The 21995-nt window shown below is 45.2% G+C and carries 18 protein-coding genes and 1 other annotated feature (1 of these 19 cut by a window edge); of the genes, 12 read left to right on the top strand and 6 right to left on the bottom strand.

Features of this window, described 5'->3' with window-relative positions; genetic code table 11:
- Positions 1 to 138 (top strand) — a binding site (T-box leader) (it extends 77 nt beyond the left edge of the window).
- Positions 139 to 245: 107 nt separating this feature from the next.
- Both leuS and AC0OMA_RS15195 read left to right on the top strand, forming a co-directional pair.
- Positions 246 to 2660 (top strand): leucine--tRNA ligase, encoded by a 2415-nt coding sequence (gene leuS / locus AC0OMA_RS15200; protein ID WP_309530151.1) that lies wholly within the window; start codon positions 246 to 248, stop codon positions 2658 to 2660.
- A 115-nt stretch (positions 2661 to 2775) separates the two neighbouring features.
- Entirely contained in the window at positions 2776 to 3087 is a 312-nt protein-coding gene (locus tag AC0OMA_RS15195; RefSeq protein WP_004398993.1) for a rhodanese-like domain-containing protein, read from the top strand.
- Between the two features lie 21 nt (positions 3088 to 3108).
- Here the strand turns inward: AC0OMA_RS15195 and melA are convergent, their stop codons facing one another.
- The 5 genes from melA to AC0OMA_RS15170 are packed head-to-tail and all read right to left on the bottom strand — an operon-like array spanning position 3109 to position 8506.
- Positions 3109 to 4407, bottom strand: coding sequence for an alpha-galactosidase MelA (melA, locus tag AC0OMA_RS15190; RefSeq protein WP_309530152.1), 1299 nt, complete (start codon positions 4405 to 4407; stop codon positions 3109 to 3111).
- A gap of 19 nt (positions 4408 to 4426) precedes the next feature.
- On the bottom strand, positions 4427 to 5257 hold the full coding sequence (locus AC0OMA_RS15185) for a carbohydrate ABC transporter permease (protein WP_100506427.1): 831 nt from the start codon (positions 5255 to 5257) through the stop codon (positions 4427 to 4429).
- Complete coding sequence (locus AC0OMA_RS15180) at positions 5254 to 6165, bottom strand: carbohydrate ABC transporter permease (protein WP_015251409.1); 912 nt, start codon at positions 6163 to 6165, stop codon at positions 5254 to 5256. Before AC0OMA_RS15180 ends, AC0OMA_RS15185 begins: the two co-directional genes overlap by 4 nt.
- Positions 6158 to 7438, bottom strand: coding sequence for an ABC transporter substrate-binding protein (locus tag AC0OMA_RS15175; protein WP_474222230.1), 1281 nt, complete (start codon positions 7436 to 7438; stop codon positions 6158 to 6160). The genes AC0OMA_RS15180 and AC0OMA_RS15175 overlap by 8 nt, the downstream gene beginning before the upstream one ends.
- A 33-nt stretch (positions 7439 to 7471) precedes the next feature.
- Entirely contained in the window at positions 7472 to 8506 is a 1035-nt protein-coding gene (locus AC0OMA_RS15170) for a LacI family DNA-binding transcriptional regulator (RefSeq protein WP_474222228.1), read from the bottom strand.
- Positions 8507 to 8725: 219 nt separating this feature from the next.
- Here AC0OMA_RS15170 and AC0OMA_RS15165 point away from each other — a divergent pair, with 219 nt between their 5' ends.
- From AC0OMA_RS15165 to AC0OMA_RS15120, 10 genes are all read left to right on the top strand, one after another.
- Positions 8726 to 9625, top strand: coding sequence for a dienelactone hydrolase family protein (locus AC0OMA_RS15165; RefSeq protein ID WP_474222227.1), 900 nt, complete (start codon positions 8726 to 8728; stop codon positions 9623 to 9625).
- A gap of 208 nt (positions 9626 to 9833) precedes the next feature.
- Entirely contained in the window at positions 9834 to 10610 is a 777-nt protein-coding gene (bioW, locus tag AC0OMA_RS15160; protein WP_474222442.1) for a 6-carboxyhexanoate--CoA ligase, read from the top strand.
- Positions 10600 to 11946, top strand: coding sequence for an adenosylmethionine--8-amino-7-oxononanoate transaminase (bioA, locus tag AC0OMA_RS15155; protein WP_047183053.1), 1347 nt, complete (start codon positions 10600 to 10602; stop codon positions 11944 to 11946). The genes bioW and bioA overlap by 11 nt, the downstream gene beginning before the upstream one ends.
- On the top strand, positions 11936 to 13105 hold the full coding sequence (gene bioF / locus AC0OMA_RS15150; protein WP_474222226.1) for an 8-amino-7-oxononanoate synthase: 1170 nt from the start codon (positions 11936 to 11938) through the stop codon (positions 13103 to 13105). The genes bioA and bioF overlap by 11 nt, the downstream gene beginning before the upstream one ends.
- Positions 13102 to 13797 (top strand): dethiobiotin synthase, encoded by a 696-nt coding sequence (gene bioD, locus AC0OMA_RS15145; RefSeq protein WP_474222225.1) that lies wholly within the window; start codon positions 13102 to 13104, stop codon positions 13795 to 13797. The genes bioF and bioD overlap by 4 nt, the downstream gene beginning before the upstream one ends.
- Positions 13798 to 13799: 2 nt before the next feature.
- Entirely contained in the window at positions 13800 to 14807 is a 1008-nt protein-coding gene (gene bioB / locus AC0OMA_RS15140; protein WP_069840155.1) for a biotin synthase BioB, read from the top strand.
- Positions 14808 to 14875: 68 nt separating this feature from the next.
- On the top strand, positions 14876 to 16063 hold the full coding sequence (bioI, locus tag AC0OMA_RS15135) for a biotin biosynthesis cytochrome P450 (protein ID WP_474222224.1): 1188 nt from the start codon (positions 14876 to 14878) through the stop codon (positions 16061 to 16063).
- A 76-nt stretch (positions 16064 to 16139) separates the two neighbouring features.
- A complete protein-coding gene (locus AC0OMA_RS15130; RefSeq protein WP_474222223.1) occupies positions 16140 to 16901 on the top strand; it encodes an NAD-dependent epimerase/dehydratase family protein in 762 nt (253 codons plus the stop codon).
- Between the two features lie 206 nt (positions 16902 to 17107).
- The gene (locus AC0OMA_RS15125; RefSeq protein ID WP_309530310.1) at positions 17108 to 17968 is read left to right on the top strand and encodes a carbohydrate ABC transporter permease; all 861 of its coding nucleotides are present in this window, start codon (positions 17108 to 17110) and stop codon (positions 17966 to 17968) included.
- 25 nt (positions 17969 to 17993) lie between these two features.
- On the top strand, positions 17994 to 19490 hold the full coding sequence (locus AC0OMA_RS15120) for an extracellular solute-binding protein (protein WP_474222222.1): 1497 nt from the start codon (positions 17994 to 17996) through the stop codon (positions 19488 to 19490).
- Positions 19491 to 19530: 40 nt separating this feature from the next.
- Here AC0OMA_RS15120 and AC0OMA_RS15115 read toward each other — a convergent pair whose 3' ends face one another.
- Positions 19531 to 21849 (bottom strand): helix-turn-helix domain-containing protein, encoded by a 2319-nt coding sequence (locus tag AC0OMA_RS15115; protein ID WP_181220047.1) that lies wholly within the window; start codon positions 21847 to 21849, stop codon positions 19531 to 19533.
- Between the last annotated feature and the right edge of the window lie 146 nt (positions 21850 to 21995).

Raw genomic sequence — 21995 nt, 5'->3', positions numbered from 1 at the left:
TGTTTCCGAACTCACCTCAGAGTTGCAGCGGTGAAAAGCCGCTGACGCATAACTGCGTTAAAAGTATCAAGTGAGTGCGGCGTATGCCGCGCTAACGAGGGTGGTACCGCGGGAAAACGAAAGTCTCTCGTCCCTTTTAGGGATGAGGGAGTTTTTTTTAGTTTGGGAATATTCTGAATAATCCTCTCCTTCCCGTCAATACTTGAACCATACACGCCGTATTCAATCAGAAGGAGGTTTTTACTTTGAGTTTTCAGCACAAAGAGATAGAAAAGAAATGGCAAACATATTGGCTTGAAAACAAGACATTTGCCACTCTTGATAATAATGAAAAACAAAAATTTTACGCGCTGGACATGTTTCCTTATCCGTCTGGAGCTGGGTTGCACGTCGGCCATCCTGAAGGATACACAGCTACGGATATTCTGTCCCGCATGAAGCGCATGCAGGGCTATGATGTCCTTCATCCAATGGGCTGGGACGCATTCGGCCTGCCAGCTGAACAATACGCGCTTGACACAGGGAACGACCCCGCTGTGTTTACGAAGCAGAATATTGATAACTTCCGCCGCCAAATTCAAGCGCTTGGCTTCTCATATGACTGGGATCGCGAAATCAATACGACTGACCCTGAATACTATAAATGGACGCAATGGATTTTCTTAAAGCTATACGAAAAAGGCCTTGCTTACGTTGACGAAGTGCCTGTAAACTGGTGCCCTGCGCTCGGTACGGTTCTTGCCAACGAAGAAGTCATTGACGGCAAGAGCGAACGCGGCGGCCATCCGGTAGAGAGACGCCCAATGAAGCAGTGGATGCTGAAAATCACCGCTTATGCGGACAGGCTCCTTGAGGACTTGGAAGAGCTTGATTGGCCGGAAAGCATTAAAGATATGCAGCGCAACTGGATCGGCCGTTCGGAAGGCGCTCACGTTCATTTTGCTATAGATGGACATGATGAATCCTTTACGGTGTTTACAACAAGACCAGATACGCTGTTTGGCGCTACATACACTGTCCTTGCCCCGGAACATGCATTGGTGGAAAACATCACAACGGCTGAGCAAAAAGAAGCTGTTGAAGCTTATATCAAAGAAATTCAATCAAAGAGTGACCTTGAACGCACAGATCTTGCGAAAACAAAGACAGGCGTATTCACAGGAGCGTATGCGATCAATCCTGTAAACGGAGAAAAACTGCCGATTTGGATTGCGGATTATGTTCTTGCATCATACGGAACAGGTGCTGTCATGGCAGTTCCTGGCCACGATGAGCGTGATTTTGAATTCGCCAAAACATTCGGCCTTCCGGTGAAGGAAGTCGTAAAAGGCGGGAACGTTGAGGAAGCAGCTTATACTGGCGACGGCGAGCACGTGAACTCTGATTTCCTGAACGGCCTTCACAAACAGGAAGCGATTGAGAAAGTGATTGCTTGGCTGGAAGAAACAAAAAACGGTGAGAAGAAAGTGACGTACCGTCTTCGTGACTGGCTCTTCAGCCGCCAGCGTTATTGGGGCGAGCCGATTCCGGTCATTCATTGGGAAGACGGAACGTCAACAGCTGTCCCTGAAGAGGAGCTGCCGCTGATTTTGCCGAAAACGGATGAAATCAAACCGAGCGGAACGGGCGAATCACCGCTTGCGAACATTAAAGAGTGGGTGGAAGTCACAGACCCTGAGACAGGGAAAAAAGGAAGAAGAGAAACGAATACAATGCCGCAATGGGCGGGAAGCTGCTGGTATTTCTTGCGCTATATTGATCCGCACAATCCGGATCAGCTAGCATCACCAGAAAAATTGGAAAAATGGCTTCCGATCGATATGTATATCGGCGGTGCAGAGCATGCCGTGCTTCACCTTCTGTATGCCCGCTTCTGGCATAAGTTCCTTTATGATATCGGCGTAGTGCCGACGAAAGAACCGTTCCAAAAGCTGTACAACCAAGGAATGATTCTCGGCGAAAATAACGAAAAAATGAGTAAATCTAAAGGGAACGTTGTCAACCCTGACGAAATCGTGTCCTCTCACGGTGCTGATACGCTGAGATTGTACGAAATGTTCATGGGACCTCTTGATGCTTCAATCGCCTGGTCTGAATCAGGATTAGACGGTGCGCGCCGTTTCCTTGACCGTGTATGGCGCCTATTTATTGAAGACAGCGGTGAGCTTAATGGCAAAATCGTTGAAGGCGCGGGTGAAACATTGGAGCGCGTCTATCATGAAACGGTTATGAAAGTCACAGACCATTATGAAGGCCTTCGTTTCAACACGGGTATTTCCCAGCTGATGGTCTTTATTAATGAAGCTTATAAAGCATCAGAACTGCCGAAAGAATATATGGAAGGCTTCGTGAAGCTTCTTTCTCCTATCGCGCCACACTTAGCGGAAGAGCTTTGGGAGAAGCTTGGCCATTCCGGCACAATTGCCTACGAAGCTTGGCCTGTATATGATGAAACAAAACTTGTGGATGATGAAGTTGAAATCGTTGTTCAGCTGAACGGAAAAGTAAAAGCGAAATTACAGGTTCCTGCCGATGCAACGAAAGAACAGCTGGAACAGCTTGCTCAAGCAGATGAAAAGGTCAAAGAGCAGCTTGAAGGCAAAACGATTCGGAAAATCATCGCGGTGCCTGGGAAGCTTGTCAATATTGTGGCAAACTAAGCCTAGAAAAAATCCCCTTTGCCAAAAGGGGATTTTTTTCATCAGTCTCAGAATAGCAATCGTTCAGCTGACTTTGATATACTGAACATGATCACTGTGAATAGGAGTGTTTTCTTTGGAAATAAAAGAAATCAGCACAGCCGCTTTGAAAGAAAAAATTGAGGCGGACGAAGAATTATATTTAATTGATGTCAGAGAAGATGAAGAGGTAGCGGAAGGCATGATCCCGCAAGCCGTTCATATTCGCATGGGGGATATTCCTGAAAAAATGGAAACCCTTGATAAAGACAAAGAGTACGTATTTATCTGCCGCTCAGGAATGCGCAGCATGAACGTCTGCAAGTACCTGGATGAGCAAGGCTTTAAAACAGTCAATGTTGAAGGCGGCATGATGGCCTGGGAAGGCGAAACAAAACCAAAAAACTAGGGGAGAGCGGTCCCCTAGTTTTTATTTGTATTCCGGAAGCCAATCGCCGTGTGCTGCAAATAAATCGTCACACATGGAGATGATGTCCTTCATGGAAAGCTCCGCGCTTGTATGCGGATCAAGCATTGCAGCTTGGTAAACCGCTTCTTTTTTTTGTGTGACAGCCGCTTCGATTGTCATCAGCTGTGTATTAATATTCGTCCGGTTTAAGGCTGCAAGCTGCTCAGGCAGTTCTCCGGCGAAGCACGGTGTAATTTTTTTTCTGTCGGCGACGCATGTCACTTCCACAACCGCTTTTGAAGGAAGGTTGGGAATCAGCCCTGTATTCAAGACGTTTCCTCCGAAGGTGAATGGTTCGTTTGTTTCCATTGCTTCTATAATTCTTGAACCATATTCCTTTGAGCGTTCGTGCGTAAGGTTTTTATTGTTGACGATATCATCCCGCATTTTCTCCCAATTTTCAATTTGCTTGACGCACCTTCTCGGATATTCGTCGAGCGGGATTTGCAGCTCGCTGATCAGTTCAGGGTAATTCCGTTTAATAAAGTATGGGTGATACTCTGCGTTATGTTCGGACGATTCCGTGACATAATAGCCGAACTTATCCATTAATTCAAACCGCACCATATCATGATGCTTTGTTTTTTGTTTTTCTTTCGCTCTCCTTTTGATTTCTGGATATAAATCTGTGCCGTCTTTTTTGACTTCCAAAAGCCAAGCCATATGATTAATGCCTGCGATGCGTTCCTCAATTCCGTCATGCTCCATTCCAAGAGCTTTAAATAAATCCTTCGTGCACACTTGAACACTGTGGCAGAGCCCGATTGTTTTGATATTGGTATAGCGGAGCATGGCGCCTGTAAGGGTGGCCATTGGATTTGTATAGTTTAAGAACCATGCGTCAGGGCACATTTCCTCCATATCTTTTGCGATATCAAATAAGACCGGGATTGTTCTGAGAGATCTGAATATCCCGCCGATGCCGACTGTATCGGCGATCGTCTGGCGCAGCCCATACCGTTTAGGAATCTCGAAATCGATGACTGTGCTCGGTTTGTATCTTCCAACCTGAATCGCATTGATGACATAGCCTGCGTTTTGCAAGGCGAGTTTTCTGTCATCATAGCTGTTGATGGCCACACTTGGGTTATAACGGTCTCTTAGATTTTCGAGCATGAGCTGGGATTCCTGCAGGCGTTTGGGATCAATGTCGTAAAGAGCGAACTCAAATCCATTCAGTGCCTCTGTTAACAGGCAGTCTCCCAAAACATTTTTGGCGAAAATCGTGCTCCCTGCACCGATAAATGTAATCTTTTTCATATTGCTTCCTCCTTTAATGTTAACCCTTTACCGCTCCGGAAGACAGGCCGGCAATAAAGTATTTTTGCAGCGCCAAAAACAGAACAACCATCGGCAGCATTGCCATCAGTGCCGCTGCGGCAACTAAATGAAGGTTGTTTGCGTTTTCTCCGAAAAAACCTGCCATGGCTACTGTTAATGTCTGAACCTTTTGATCTTGTAAAAAGAAAATGGCAAATTGATAGTCGTTCCAAATAAAGACACAAGAAATAATACAGATGGTCGCAGTGATCGGCTTCAGCAGAGGAAACACAATCGTAAAAAAGATTTTCAGCATGCCTGCGCCGTCAATTCTTGCGGCTTCTTCAAGCTCTTTTGGAATGGTCGATCGGATAAAGCCTGAATACAAGAATACGGTTAACGGCATGTAAGCCGCTGTATTAATGAAAATGGCGATTGCGTGTGTATTGACCATTCCGGCGTCCACAACCATTCGATACAAAGGAACCATGGACGTTAACGGAGGGATGATCATAATGGAAATCAGCAAGGCAAAAACGGCTTTATTCAGTTTCGTTTCCCGCCGGGCAAGCGGGTAGGCGGCAAGTGAGCCGAATATAATTAATAACAAGGCAGAAGAACCTGTGATGATCATGGTGTTTATAAAAGAGTTTCCTAGCGAAGCGCGCTCCCACGCCTCTGAAAAATTATGAAAGGAGATGTCGGCTGGAAATATCCATTTCGAACTGTAGTCTCCTTTTGCTTTCAATGAAGTGGTCAGCAGGATATAAAAAGGAATAAAATGCGCACAGGCCACAATGGCTGCAAGAAGCGTAATGATCCGCATGCTTTTTGTACGGGCGGCTCTCATGACATTTCCGTCTCCTTTCTTTTAAAGTACGCAAGCGCGCAAAAGCTGATGATCAAAATGACAAATGCCATAAATATGCCTTGCGTTGCGGCATAGCCGGCATCCTGCCGTTTGAAATACAAATCATACATAAATGTGGACATGGATTGTGACGCATTTCCGGGGCCGCCAGCGGTGAGTGCAATGATGACGTCAAACAGCTTTAAGCCTCCGATAATGTTGATGACCATATTAATGGTAATGGAGGGCATTAACAGCGGCAGCGTGATGGTGAAAAACTGCTGGCCTTGTTTCGCGCCATCCATTTGCGCCGCTTCATAGTAGTCTTTCGGAATGCTTTGCAGACCGGCTAAGTAGACAACCATAGCGATTCCGACATATTGATAGGTGTTAATCATGACAATGATCCATGGATTGAGCGAGGGACTGGCGAGCGCATTAATAGGGCTGATGCCGAAGACCCCGAGCAAATCGTTAAGTGCGCCTCCGTCATAGGAGAAGAAAAAGTACCAAATGTAGCCCATAATGAGCGGGCTGATCATCACCGGCAAATACACAATTGTTCTTGTTACCGCTTTCGTTTTAATGCTTTGATTTAAGAGCAGAGCGTACAGAAGCCCGACCACATTTTGAAAAAAGGTGCTGCCAAGCCCGTAAAGCAGAGTGTTTTTTAAGATATGCCAAGTATCAGGATCAGAAAACAGCCTTTCATATTGCGCGAATCCAACCCATTGGTAAACTTGTGAAAAGCCGTTCCAGTTTGTAAAGGTAATCAATGTGCCTTTCACAAACGGATAAATCATAAAGACCAGAACGGAGAGCAAAGCAGGAATGTACATCCACCAAAGTGAGGACTGTTTTTTTGGCTTAACCTGTTTCACATGAACGTCCCTTGCGATCTCACTCATTGTTTTCAGCTCCCTGTGTTTCCGATTGCTCCCTGAGTCGTTTATATTCTCTTCCCAGCTTCTGCGAAATGTCTTGAGGCGCCAAAATGTCAGCCGCCAGCTCCTGTCCGACCGTGCCCAGGACATCCCACATTCCGTTTGGCAAGTATAAACGGTCGAAGTAAGGCTCGACTTTGACATCTTGATAATGCTCATAATCGTTTGCGTAGAAAATATCAGCTTTCACATTGGTCAGCCCTGAAGGAAGCGATGTGGCTTCAGCCATTTGTTTGGCATTGGCCGGGCGGGCCATAAATGCGATAAATTCTTTTGCCTCTTTTAATTGAGGCGAATCTTTCCATGCTGCAAGGGTGTAGCGTTCACCGCCGATCCATATCGGGTTATCACCGGGATGTATGGCGGGTGTCGGGATAATGCCGACCTTGACGTTCGGATTGATCTGGGCAACGTCTTGGCCGAGTGTGCCGCCTTGCATTGTAAAGGCGATTTTGTTTTGGGCCATTAATTCAATGAGCTGTGATTTTTTTGCCGTGACGGCGTCGATGTTAATCAATTTTTCTTTCTGCATTTGTTTGAGGATTTTTGATAAGTAAGTGAATTTATTCCATTTAAAAGAACCGTTGATGAGCTGTTTTTTTTCATTATGGGCAGGGTCTGTGATGAGAAGAGGTGTAGCGAATTGGTCGTAATATTGAGCGAATGAGCTTTTGTCATAGCCGGCAAACCAGAAGGGAACAATGCTTCCCTTGCTCTTTTCTTTAATCGTTCTCAGTGCTTTGATAAAGTCATCCATGGTTTCCGGCGGAGCAATGCCGTAACGGTCTAAAATATTGCGGTTATACGCCAGACCGTCTTTTGCCTGATTGATCGGATAGGCATACACCTTTCCGCTTTTATTTTTGAGGATGCTGTTTAAATTGGGATCAAGATCTTGAGTCCATTCCATATCCCGGAGATCCGCTGTATATTCACCGTACCTGATTTTCCCCCAGCCATGTGTATCGAATAGATCTGGCAAATCATTGGCCGCCATTCTGACACGTATCATATTTTCATAGTCATTGCCTGGGAAATGAAGGCTGACATGAATGTCACTGTGTTCCTTTTCGAATGCTGCCGCTAGTTTTCTGAACGTATCTCTTTCACTGTCGGTTGACATTGTAGAATAAATGGTTAACGTCTTTTTTGCGGTATCTGCTGAGCTTTTCTCTGCTGAACACCCGGGCAGAACAAGCAGAATAAGAGAGAGAAATAAAACAAAAGTGTGTTTCATCTTTTCCTCCTTATCATCGTGATGAATCTTTGCTTATGTCACCTCCTTTGCTGTACATCCGCAGCTTTGTCTTACGATTAATGTTGTAGGCAGGGTGACATGTTGGGGAAGCGTTCGGCCATTGAGACGGTCAAGCAGCAGTTTTACGCCTGTCCGGCCCATTTCCTCTGTGTATACCTTCACCGTCGTTAAAGGCGTGCTGGCAAATTCAGCTTCCTCAATGCCGTTAAAGCTGACGATTGCGGTATCCCGCGGCACTTGCAGTCCGGCTTCCTGCAGCGCTTTTAATGCGCCGATCGCCATAGAATCGCTGGCAATAAAGAATGCTTCCGGCAGATGGCCTTGATCGATTGCTTTCTTCATCAGGCGATAGCCCTCACGCATGCTGTATTCTCCGATCAGCACATGCTCAGGCTGGGGGGCGGCTGACTCCAAAAAAGCGGTCAGGCGTTTGTCTTCAATCGTTCTGCGAATGCTTTGGCCGTCCTTCAGCGTATGCTCTTTTTCTTGTCCGCCAATGTAGCCTAACCGTTTGTAGCCTAAGTCGAAAAGGTGATCAATCGCCTGGCGTGAAGCCGATTCAAAATCGATTCCAATCGAATCGTATGCTTGCGGATCTGGTGAATGATTGATAAATACGGCATGCTCCAGCCTTCCGCTGATATGCTTAACCGCTTCATCATGAACACGGCCGATGACAATGACACCATCCAATTCCCGAAGAATATGTTCCTGAAAGGAGCCGAGATGAATCGAATTTGTAATAAAAATTTCCTGTTCAAAGCATTCCTTTTCAATGCCTTTCCGAATGGAAGAAAAATAAGGGTCCTGCCTTTCCTGATCAGGGGACAGACAGCTCAGCACACCGATCAGCGGCTGGGCCAGCTGTTTTTGCCCGCGGGATTTTCGGCGTTTGGCAACGGTTTGATAACCAAGCTCTTCAGCGATGTTGACGACTCTTTGTCTCGTTTCGCCCGCAACAGAAAGCGACTCATCTTCATTTAAAATTCTGGACACAGTTGCGCTGGAAACATTAGCTTTCAATGCGATATCTTTAATACGAACCATGGGTATCCCTCTCATCTATATTTAGTAAAATATTAACTCATCTGTTTTTGATAAATTGATACTATCATATAAAAGTAAGCGGTTACAACAATTGTTTTCGGAATATTTCGTTATATTTACTAAAAATTTAGTAAATGATGTGATTTATGTTGGAAAAATAAAGGGGAACCCAGATCTGTCTCGTAAATGTGAAGTAAGCGAATAAGGAAGGGTGATGGGATGAGAGCCGAAAGAAGAAAGCAACTGTTTCGATTGCTTGGTGATTTGCCTGATCGGAGGCCAATCAGTGTTGAGACATTACGTATTGAAGAAAGAGAAGAAAATATTGTTGAAACGCTCCTGCTCGATTTAAATGGACATGAAAAGGTGCCCGCTTATTTTGTGAAGCCGAAGAAAACAGAAGGACCGTGCCCAGCCGTATTGTTTCAGCATTCGCATGGGGGCCAGTATGATAGGGGGAAAAGTGAGCTGATTGAGGGAGCGGATTATTTGAAAATGCCTTCTTTTTCTGATGAGCTTACTTCACTCGGATACGGCGTTCTTGCGATTGATCATTGGGGATTTGGAGATCGGCGGGGAAAAGCGGAAAGCGAGATATTTAAAGAAATGCTTCTCACCGGAAAAGTGATGTGGGGGATGATGATTTATGACAGTTTAAGTGCGTTAGACTATATGCAGTCACGCTCTGATGTTCAGCCTGACAGGATCGGAACCATCGGCATGTCTATGGGAGGTTTGCTGGCGTGGTGGACAGCGGCGCTCGATGACCGGATTAAGGTGTGTGTGGATTTGTGCAGCCAGGTGGATCATCACGTGCTGATCAAAACACAGAATCTTGACAGGCACGGCTTTTATTATTACGTCCCATCGCTTGCAAAGCATTTTTCCGCATCGGAGATCCAAAGCCTGATCGCACCGCGCCCGCACCTTAGTCTTGTTGGTGTACACGATCGGTTAACGCCGGCCGAGGGCGTGGACAAAATCGAAAAAGAATTGACAGCTGTCTATGCTGGACAGGGAGCTGCTGATTGCTACCGAGTGGTCCGTTCTGCTTCGGGACATTTCGAAACAGCAGTCATGAGGCATGAAGCTGTCCAGTTTTTGCAAAAGTGGCTGTGACTGTTATAAGAAATCGAAAAAGACCGTTTGTGTGAAAACGGTCTTTTTGTTTCCTTTTAACCAACTGCCATAAATCGATGCTTTCTTCTATTGACAGAAACAGGAGAGAATAATATATTTTAATTGTTAACCTTTAAATACAATAGGTTAACAATTAAAATGAGAAGCACTGCACGTTCTTCAGTTATCAGTGAAAGGGCGAGAAATGATGCAAGAAGAAACTTTTTATAGTGTCAGAATGAGGGCTTCTATGAATGGATCTCATGAAGACGGCGGAAAGCATATATCCGGCGGAGAACGGCTTATTCCTTTCCATGAGATGAAGCATACAGTCAATGCTTTATTAGAAAAAGGGTTATCCCATTCAAGAGGAAAACCTGATTTTATGCAAATTCAATTTGAAGAGGTATATGAATCGATAAAAACCATTCAGCCATTGCCTGTGCATACGAATGAAGTGAGCTGCCCGGAAGAAGGACAAAAGCTGGCCCGATTGTTATTGGAAAAAGAAGGCGTTTCACGAGATGTGATTGAAAAAGCATATGAACAAATCCCTGAATGGTCAGATGTCAGGGGTGCGGTGTTGTTTGATATTCATACAGGAAAGCGAATGGATCAAACAAAAGAAAAAGGGGTGCGGGTCTCCAGAATGGATTGGCCGGACGCTAATTTTGAAAAATGGGCGCTTCACTGTCACGTGCCAGCTCATTCAAGAATAAAAGAGGCCCTTGCGCTCGCTTCAAAGGTAAGCCGGCACCCGGCAGCCATTGCAGAATTATGCTGGTCGGACGATCCGGATTACATAACAGGCTATGTTGCGGGTAAGAAAATGGGCTATCAGCGTATTACAGCAATGAAAGAATACGGGTCTGAAGAGGGCTGCCGAGTTTTTTTTATTGATGGATCCAATGATGTAAACACGTACATACATGATCTGGAGAAGCAGCCTATTTTAATAGAGTGGGAGGAAGATCATGACTCATGATTTGATAGAAAAAAGTAAAAAGCACCTTTGGCTGCCATTTACCCAAATGAAAGATTATGATGAAAACCCCTTAATCATCGAAAGCGGGACTGGAATCAAAGTCAAAGACATAAATGGCAAGGAATACTATGACGGTTTTTCATCAGTTTGGCTTAATGTCCACGGACACCGCAAAAAAGAACTAGATAATGCCATAAAAAAACAGCTCGGAAAAATTGCGCACTCCACGTTATTGGGCATGACCAACGTTCCAGCAACCCAGCTTGCCGAAACATTAATCGATATCAGCCCAAAAAAGCTCACGCGGGTCTTTTATTCAGACAGCGGTGCAGAAGCGATGGAAATAGCCCTAAAAATGGCGTTTCAGTATTGGAAGAACATCGGGAAGCCCGAGAAACAAAAATTTATCGCAATGAAAAACGGGTATCACGGTGATACGATTGGCGCCGTCAGTGTCGGTTCAATTGAACTTTTTCACCACGTATACGGCCCGTTGATGTTCGAGAGTTACAAGGCTCCTATTCCTTATGTGTATCGCTCTGAAAGCGGTGATCCTGATGAGTGCCGTGATGAGTGCCTCCGAGAGCTTGAACAGCTGCTTAAGGAACATCACGAGGAAATTGCCGCGCTTTCCATTGAATCAATGGTACAAGGCGCGTCCGGTATGATCGTGATGCCGGAAGGATATTTGGCAGGGGTGCGCGAGCTATGTACAACATACGATGTCTTAATGATCGTTGATGAAGTCGCTACAGGCTTTGGCCGTACAGGAAAAATGTTTGCGTGCGAGCACGAGAATGTCCAGCCTGATCTGATGGCTGCCGGTAAAGGCATTACAGGAGGTTATTTGCCAATTGCCGTTACGTTTGCCACTGAAGACATCTATAAGGCATTCTATGATGATTATGAAAACCTAAAAACCTTTTTCCATGGCCATTCCTATACAGGCAATCAGCTTGGCTGTGCGGTTGCGCTTGAAAATCTGGCATTATTTGAATCTGAAAACATTGTGGAACAAGTAGCGGAAAAAAGTAAAAAGCTCCATTTTCTTCTTCAAGATCTGCACGCTCTTCCTCATGTTGGGGATATTCGGCAGCTTGGCTTTATGTGCGGTGCAGAGCTTGTCCGGTCAAAGGAAACCAAAGAACCTTACCCGGCTGATCGGCGGATCGGATACAAAGTTTCCTTAAAAATGAGAGAGTTAGGAATGCTGACAAGACCGCTTGGGGACGTGGTTGCATTTCTTCCTCCTCTTGCCAGCACAGCTGAGGAGCTCGGGGAAATGGTTGCCATTATGAAACAAGCGATCCATGAGGTTACGAGCCTTGAAGATTGATTCCTGGTTGAACAAGCGGTTAGACAGAATGAAAGAAGACGGCGTACACCGTAACCTGCGGACAATGAATGGGGCACCGGTTCCAGAGAGGAACATTGATGGCGAAAATCAAACGGTCTGGTCCTCAAACAATTATTTAGGGCTCGCAAGCGATAGACGTTTGATCGATGCAGCCCAAACAGCATTGCAGCAACTTGGGACAGGAAGCAGCGGTTCACGTTTAACGACAGGCAATTCGGTCTGGCATGAAAAGCTAGAAAAGAAGATTGCCAGCTTTAAACGGTCAGAAGCGGCCCTGCTGTTTTCGAGCGGTTACTTGGCCAATGTCGGTGTCCTTTCATCCTTGCCAGAAAAGGAAGATGTCATTTTAAGTGACGAGCTCAATCATGCAAGTATTATCGACGGCTGCCGACTTTCTAAGGCTGATACAGTTGTTTATCGGCATATTGATATGAATGATCTTGAAAACAAGCTGAATGAAACACAGCGTTATCAGCGCCGTTTTATCGTAACAGACGGGGTATTCAGCATGGATGGCACAATCGCCCCTCTTGATCAGATCATCTCACTTGCGAAACGCTATCATGCCTTCGTGGTCGTTGATGATGCCCACGCAACAGGAGTTTTGGGCGATTCGGGACGAGGAACGAGTGAATACTTTGGTGTTTGTCCCGACATTGTGATCGGCACCTTAAGCAAAGCTGTTGGCGCGGAAGGAGGTTTTGCGGCAGGATCAGCGGTCTTCATCGACTTTTTGCTGAACCATGCCAGAACATTTATCTTTCAAACCGCTATTCCGCCAGCCAGCTGTGCGGCTGCTCATGAGGCTTTCAACATTATTGAAGCCAGCAGGGAAAAACGACAGCTTTTATTTTCTTATATCAGCATGATTAGAACCAGTCTGAAGAATATGGGTTATGTGGTAAAAGGAGATCACACACCGATTATTCCTGTAGTCATTGGCGATGCCCATAAAACGGTCATATTTGCTGAAAAACTGCAGGGCAAGGGAATTTATGCTCCTGCCATTCGGCCGCCGACCGTTGCGCCGGGTGAAAGCCGTATTCGAATTACAATCACGTCTGACCACAGTATGGGTGATATTGATGATTTGCTGAAAACATTTCATTCAATCGGAAAGGAGCTGTATATCATTTGAGGGGTTTTTTTGTGACGGGAACTGATACAGAAGTGGGGAAAACGGTTATATCCAGCGGTCTTGCTGCCTTATTGAAAGAACATAATAGAGATGTCGGGGTGTATAAACCATTTTTAAGCGGGATATCGCGTCATCATCCAGATAGTGATACTAGTCTGCTGAAAGACATGTCGCAGACCGGTCTTTCTCATGAAGACATTACGCCTTTTGCCTTCAAAGCGCCGCTTGCACCATACGTTGCAGGGAAACTTGAGGGAAAGACTGTCACCATGGAAGAGGTTTTAAGCCATTGGGGGCGGATTAGAGAAAAACATGAATGCTTCATCGTAGAAGGTGCGGGCGGTATTTCTGTGCCATTGGGAGAGGATTATTTGGTCAGTCATGTCATAAAAGCGTTGCAGCTTCCCATGATTATTGTGGCGCGCCCTCACCTTGGAACCATTAATCATACCTTTTTAACTGTCAAATATGCAGAAAGCATGGGGCTTCCAATCGCCGGAATTATCATCAATGGAATCAGTGACTCTCCTGATGAAGATGAAAAAACCAATCCTGAGATGATTGAGCGCTTATGCGGTGTGCCGGTTTTAGGGATTACGCCAAAGCTTGCCAACGTGACGAAAGAAACGGTTCTACATATGGTAAAAGACCATATCAATCTATCATTACTGATGAAACAAGTGGGGGTATGAGAATGAATCAATGGATGGAACTTGCAGACCGGGTGCTGGCTGGAGCAGAAGTGACTGACGAAGAAGCGCTTTCAATATTAAATTGTCCTGACGAAGATATTTTGCTATTAATGCATGGAGCTTTTCATATCAGAAAACACTTTTATGGAAAAAAAGTAAAGCTCAATATGATTATGAATGCGAAATCCGGGCTCTGCCCGGAAAACTGCGGCTATTGTTCACAGTCTGCGATTTCGAAAGCGCCGATTGAGTCTTACCGGATGGTGAATAAGGAAACGTTGCTTGAAGGCGCGAAGCGGGCGCACGATCTGAATATCGGCACATATTGTATCGTGGCAAGCGGCAGAGGGCCGTCTAACAGAGAAGTGGATCAGGTCGTAGATGCGGTTCAGGAAATTAAAGAGACGTATGGATTGAAGGTTTGTGCGTGTCTCGGACTGTTGAAGCCAGAGCAGGCGAAGCGGCTCAAAGATGCCGGAGTAGACCGCTATAATCATAATTTGAATACGTCACAGAGAAACCATTCAAACATCACGACCTCACATACATACGATGACAGAGTCAATACGGTTGAAATCGCAAAAGAATCGGGGCTGTCTCCGTGTTCAGGCGCCATTATCGGGATGAAGGAGACGAAACAGGATGTCATTGACATCGCCAAAAGCTTGAAGGCTCTTGACGCGGATTCCATTCCTGTGAATTTTTTGCATGCAATTGATGGTACGCCGTTAGAAGGCGTCAACGAATTAAACCCGCTGTATTGTTTAAAAGTGCTGGCGCTGTTCCGTTTTATCAATCCATCAAAAGAAATTCGCATATCCGGAGGAAGAGAGGTCAATCTCCGCTCATTGCAGCCATTAGGGCTTTACGCCGCAAACTCCATTTTTGTCGGAGACTACTTAACAACTGCCGGGCAAGAGGAGACGGAGGATCATAAAATGCTGAGTGATTTAGGCTTTGAAGTTGAATCAGTCGAAGAAATGAAGGCCAGTTTAAGTGCGAAAAGCTGAAAGCATCAATAAAAGCAATCGGTATGATGTCGATTGCTTTTATTTTTGAACAGAAAGGAGAAAATCACGTGACAATTGCATCGTCAACTGCATCTTCGGAGTTTTTGAAAAACCCATATTCTTTTTACGACACATTGCGAGCTGTTCATCCTATCTATAAAGGGAGTTTCTTAAAATACCCGGGCTGGTATGTCACAGGATATGAAGAAACGGCTGCTATTTTGAAAGATGCGAGATTCAAAGTCCGCACCCCGCTGCCTGAGAGCTCGACCAAATATCAGGACCTTTCACATGTGCAAAATCAAATGATGCTGTTTCAGAACCAGCCTGATCATAGACGATTGCGGACGCTTGCCAGCGGAGCGTTTACGCCGAGAGCGACAGAGAGTTATCAGCCGTATATCATTGAAACTGTCCATCATTTGCTTGATCAAGTGCAAGGTAAAAAAAAGATGGAGGTCATTTCGGACTTTGCTTTTCCTTTAGCAAGCTTTGTCATAGCTAACATTATAGGTGTACCGGAGGAAGATAGGGAGCAATTAAAGGAGTGGGCTGCGAGTCTCATTCAAACGATTGATTTTACCCGGTCAAGAAAGGCATTAACAGAGGGCAATCATATGGCTGTGCAGGCTATGGCATATTTCAAAGAGCTGATTCAAAAGCGAAAACGCCACCCTCAACAGGATATGATCAGCATGCTCTTGAAGGGGAAAGAAAAGGATAAGCTGACGGAAGAGGAGGCGGCATCTACGTGCATATTGCTGGCGATCGCCGGACATGAGACAACGGTCAATCTCATCAGCAATTCAGTCCTTTGTCTGCTGCAGCATCCAGAACAGATTTTGAAACTGAGAGAAAATCCAGATCTTATTGGTACCGCAGTCGAGGAATGTTTACGCTATGAAAGCCCCACGCAAATGACAGCCAGAGTTGCGTCAGAGGATATTGACATCAGCGGGGTGACGATCCGTCAAGGAGAGCAAGTCTATCTTTTGTTAGGGGCGGCTAATCGAGACCCAAGCATTTTCACGAACCCCGATGTCTTCGATATTACGAGAAGTCCTAATCCGCACCTTTCATTTGGTCATGGCCATCATGTTTGTTTAGGGTCCTCGCTGGCACGATTAGAAGCGCAAATTGCGATTAACACACTTCTGCAGCGGATGCCCAGCCTTACGCTCGCGGATTTTGAATGGCGGTATCGGCCGCTTTTTGGATTTCGGGCGCTTGAGGAGCTGCCGGTGACTTTTGAATAAGCCTAAGAATGTGAGTGCCAAAAAAGTGTCAGCCCCGCCGAAAATGGGCAATCTATAAAAAAGGGGAGTGAACATCGTGAAAAAAGTGCTGATCGCCGGCGGAAATGGTGTGATTGGGAGACTGCTTGCTGAAGGGCTTACTTCAGACTATGAAGTGACAGTGCTTGATAAAGATCATTTCGATGGCAAAGCCTCTTCCATTCAGGCTGACGCGGCAAATTATGAGGAGCTGTTGAAGAAGATTCCAAAAGATACCGATGCCATCTTGAATTTACTCGCTGTTAAAATCAAATACGATATTATGGACATCGCTGAGTTTGAAAAAATGACGGATGTTTTCTATAGGGCAAGCTATTATCTGTGCCGTGCGGCAGCGGAGCTCGGCATTCAAAAGCTCGTGTTCGCCAGCAGCAATCATGTCACAGATGTATACGAAAAAGACGGGCGCTCGCTCTTAGGACGGGAAATCACAACAAGCGATTATCCGCTGTCAAAAAACTTGTACGGTGTATTAAAGCTGACCTCTGAACAGATCGGCCATTTGTTTTATTTGGAAAATAAGCTATCAGTAATCAACCTTCGAATCGGAACAGTCGTCACAGATGAAATGGATACGCTGCATGAAAAAGAACGAACGAAAAAGACACTGCTTTCTCACCCCGATCTGCTGTCGATTTTCAAAGCCGCCATTGAAACCAATATGCGGTACGGCACTTATTACGCCGTCTCTGATAATCCGGGCCGGCCATGGTCCATTGAATCTGCCGTGAATGAACTTGGGTTTTCGCCACAAATCAATACGGCCGAACTTCTGAACGAGGAGGAGAACGGAGCATAATCATTTTCTAAGATTATGCTCTTTTTCTTTTGTTATCGGTCTCAATTCGCGGCAGCCCCCGCCCGGCCGGGGACTCTGTTCAAATGATTATAGACATGGCAATCACAGATTTGCTACATTTTAGACACGATATCGTCACATGCTGAGCTCGGTTTTCAAAAATATGATAACGCTTACAAAGAGAGGTGGGAGCTATCGCACATTCACTGAAAAACCGTCTGTTTGATATGTTGATTTATGGTTTCTTGCTGGTGTTCGCTTTAATATGCGTACTTCCGTTCATTCATGTCATCGCAGCATCTTTCGCCACAGTAGAAGAAGTCGTGTCGAAAACATTTATTTTAATACCGACCACTTTTTCGCTAGATGCTTATCGCTACATTTTTTCAACAGATATTATTTATAAGAGTTTGCTTGTTTCTGTGTTTGTGACAGTGATAGGCACTGCGGTCAGCATGTTTCTTTCTTCACTGATGGCTTACGGGTTATCCCGCCGTGATTTAATCGGCCGGCAGCCGCTCATGTTTCTCGTCGTATTTACGATGCTGTTTAGCGGCGGCATGATTCCGACTTTCCTTGTGGTCAAATCGCTTGGATTGCTCGATTCTTACTGGGCGCTTATTTTGCCGACAGCCATTAATGCCTTTAACCTGATCATTCTGAAAAACTTTTTTCAAAATATCCCGTCAAGCCTGGAAGAGTCCGCGAAAATTGACGGGTGCAATGATCTGGGCATATTCTTTAAAATTGTGCTGCCGCTGTCTCTTCCTGCGATCGCAACGATCTCACTATTTTATGCGGTCACGTATTGGAACACGTATATGACAGCGATCTTGTACTTAAATGATTCAGCAAAATGGCCGATTCAGGTGCTTCTGCGCCAAATCGTCATTGTATCAAGCGGTATGCAGGGGGATATGTCTGAAATGGGGTCGGGCAGCCCGCCGCCTGAGCAAACCATTAAAATGGCGGTCATAGTGGTGGCGACCATCCCGGTTCTGCTTGTCTATCCGTTTATACAAAAGCATTTCGCAAAAGGAGCTTTGCTGGGATCTGTCAAAGGATAAAAGAAATATGAAACGGAGGGGTACGATGGGAAACAAATGGAGGGTGCTTTTGATTGTGCTTGTACTGGCACTCGGCGGAGTGCTGGCGGGCTGTAAAGGGGCTGATCAGTCTTCGGCTGAAGGCAAAGCTGGCCCGGATTCAAAGGTAAAGCTGTCTTGGATGGCGATTTTGTATCACCAGCAGCCGCCGAAAGACAGGGCGATTAAAGAAATTGAAAAGCTGACAAATACAGAACTCGACATCACCTGGGTTCCAGACGCGGTGAAAGAAGACAGGCTGAATGCAGCGCTTGCAGCCGGCAATCTTCCGCAAATCGTGACCATCCAGGATATTAAAAATTCGTCAGTCATGAATGCCTTCCGGTCAGGAATGTTTTGGGAAATTGGTGATTATATCAAGGATTATCCCAACTTAAACAAAATGAACAAACTCATTAATAAAAATGTGACAATTGACGGCAAGCTCTACGGGATATACAGAGAGCGCCCGCTTTCCAGACAGGGGATCGTCATTCGGAAGGACTGGCTGGACAATTTAAATTTGAAAACCCCGAAAACGTTGGATGAGCTTTATGAAGTGGCCAAAGCATTTACGGAGGACGACCCGGACAAGGATGGGAAAGATGATACGATCGGGCTGACAGACCGTAATGACTTGATTTACGGCGCGTTTAAAACGATTGGCTCGTATGAAGGCATGCCGACAGATTGGAAGGAATCGGGCGGCAAATTCACGCCTGATTTCATGACACAGGAATACAAAGACACGATGAACTATATGAAAAAGCTGCGTGATAATGGGTATATGAATAAGGATTTTCCCGTCACAAGCAAAACCCAGCAGCAGGAGCTGTTTTCTCAAGGAAAAGCCGGAATTTATATTGGCAATATGGTAGATGCGGTCAATCTGCGCGACCATGCCTCTGATAAATCGATGAAGCTCGAGATCATCAACCGCATAAAAGGCCCGGATGGGAAAGAGCGGGTATGGGCATCAGGAGGCCATAACGGCGTGTTTGCTTTCCCGAGAACGAGTGTGAAAACGGAAGCAGAGCTTAAACGGATCTTAGCGTTTTTTGACCGAATGGCCGAAGAAGATGTCTATAGCCTGATGACTTATGGCATTGACGGCGTTCATTACAACAAAGGTGAGGACAAAACGTTTACACGCAAAGAAAGCCAGGTAAAAGACTGGCAGACTGATATTCAGCCGCTGTCCGCTTTAATTGCCATTGATAAAGCCTACTTAAAAAACACTGGAGATCCGCTTCGGACGGCGTACGAGGAGCTGACCGAGGACAATGAAAAGATTATCGTCTCAAACCCGGCTGAAAGCCTGTATTCCGCATCGGAGTCGGAACGGGGTGATGAACTGAAGAAAATCATTGATGACGCGACCTACAAATATATGATTGGAGACATCACAGAAAGCCAGTTCGATAAAGAAGTGGAAAAATGGGAGTCAAGCGGAGGAAAACAAATTATTCAGGAATACGAAGAAGCGTTTAAACAAGCAAAATAACATTGGAAAAACCCAAAACGCGCAAGCGGTTTTGGGTTTTTTACATGCTTCTTTTTTGCTGGCGGTAGTTTCCCGGTGTAATCCCTTCCAGCTTCTTAAATGATCTGATGAAATTTTGCGAGTTTTTATATTTCAGCTTTTCGGCAATGTCCTTGACCGCCATGTCTGTTTCGGCAAGCCAGCTTTTTGCCATATGGTGTCGGTAGCTTGAGACATACTCGCTGAATGAAATACCCATTTCTTTTTTGAAAATGCTGCTTAAATAATTTGGATTGTAATGGAGCCTGCGCGCGATTTCGTCCAGTGTCAATTCGGATTCAAACTCATGATGGATGATATGAATGATGTTGTCGGAAATATTTTTGTACTGGGCATCCGCGCGGGCGTTCACTTTGTCTGTCATCGGATCAATAAACTCATTCTTTAGCCAGTTTTCGGTATCCTCGAACGTTTTCAGCTCAAAAATTTGGTCATACAGCATTTTGTTTTCTTCAAGCTCAAACAATTCGATTCCGAGCACATGCATCAGCTCAATCACATGGTTCAAAAAACGGGCGATGGCGATTTGAAATTGATACGGGTTGGTGTTCTGGGTGAAAATGGCTTGCAAAATCGCGTGCAGGCATTTATCCGCTTTCTCCTTGTCTCCTGCTTTAACAGCATCGAACAGCTCATGCTGAAGCTGCTTTGGAAAATGGGTTTTGAAGGTTTTTTTCTGGTCAAGGTCTTCGTAAAAGATAATCGATTTGTTTTCCGCTTTGAGCCGGTATTTCAACGCTTCTGAGCCTTCCGCATAGGCTGTTTTCGCTTTTGTCAGCACATCAAACGGCTGGCTGATGCCGATGCTGACAGACAGCTGCAGCTCAGCTTCCGCTTTTTCCTGAATCATCCTTGCAGTCTTATTCAGCTCAGCCATGAATTCTTCCTTTGTCCCGCTTTGATTGATCAAAATCGTCGCCTGCTGTTTGTCAACTACGGCGGGGGCAAGATGTTTGTCCGTCGGGATGTTGCGCTCAATCAGGCTGTTGACGGCAAACAAAAGCAGATCCATATCTTTTTTCTCATAAGGCGTATGATTCAGTGTGTCAATTTGGAGCACAAGCAGGGCAAGGTGCCGCCAATTTTGCTTTAAACCGAGGCTTTTAAAGCGGTTATCAACCTCCTCATCCGTCAGTTTTCCGAGCATAAGCCTGACCATAAAATATTGCTGCAGATGAGTGGCCTGCTGCTTCATCGTTTCCTCAAGGTCGTCATTTCTGTCCTTCAGCTGCTTAAAGCTCTGTTCAATTAACTCAAATTCATTTTGAGGAGGCTGTTGTTTCTCTTGTATGGCTCCATGTCTTGCGAATGATTCGTATAGCACCCTGATCGGCTTGTAAAAATGGCGGGAGCCCAGCCAAGAGAACAATAATGAAAGCGTTAACAAAATAAGGCATACTGTAAAAGTGATCCAGCCGATTGATTTGGCTTCTTTTTTTAACTCAGGCAGGGAAACGAGAGAAAAATAAGTCCATGTATTATAGTCAGATTTTTGATAGGTGACTTTATAATGAATCCGGTCAATCACTGTTTCAAACTGTCCGCTATTGGCGGTTTGCGCCAGCACTTTTTGGACAAAGCCATCGTTATGAAGAGATTCACCGACGTCAGACATGTTGTTATGAAGGATGATGCGGCCTTTTTCATCGATGATAAACAGGTTGTTGGCGTTTGAATAGTCAGGCATATTTTTGACAAGCGAACAGCTCGGGATGCTTGCGGCGGCCAATCCCTTTGTATTTGTGCTGTTCAAAGGAAGCTGCTTAATTAAATTGATATTGTAGCGGCAGTTTTCTGCTGTGCCTTCTTTGGTTGAAATCAAATGATTGTTTTCCTCAAGCGTCCAATATGAGCGGCTCGCTTTGTGTTTCGTGTACGCTGAAGCTGCTTCATGAAGAGTGTCTGTATTCAAACGGTACAAACCGGAATTGTTCATGTACCATTTTTTCGTATAACTGACTAATGTCATGTTGGACAGGTCGGTATCAAAGCTTTGCAGATAATTGAGCTCTTGGTTCACTTGGTTATAGATTTGAAATTGGTCTGAGTGCAAAGGCTCGGACAATGTGCGAAGGAGAGGCGGCGAACTCACATAGTGGGTTAAAGAGTGATCGACGGTTTTCAATATATGTTCGATGCTTTGCTGGGTCTGCTGGAGTGTGTCGAATTTTTCCTCCGAAACGTTGGAAATAGCCGTTTTCTGGGAGTGCTCGTACGAAAACAATCCGACCAAAATAACCGGAATGGTGCTGAGCAGGCAGAAAAACGTGATCAGTTTGTAGTAAAACTTGTATTGGCTTCTTTTCATAAAACCCCCCATTTCATAACATCCACTTCACCTTAATACAATTAATCCAAAGATTGATAGATATTGTCAATAATCATTTTCTAATATCGGTGTCTTTTTTTCAGGTGGACCGTCTGAACCCTTGATTATAAAGGGATAAAACAGGATGTGATCATATG

Source organism: Bacillus sp. AMCV2 (assembly GCF_056033925.1).
Note: the sequence above shows the minus strand (reverse complement) of the source record. Positions and strands in the feature narration are given on the sequence as shown.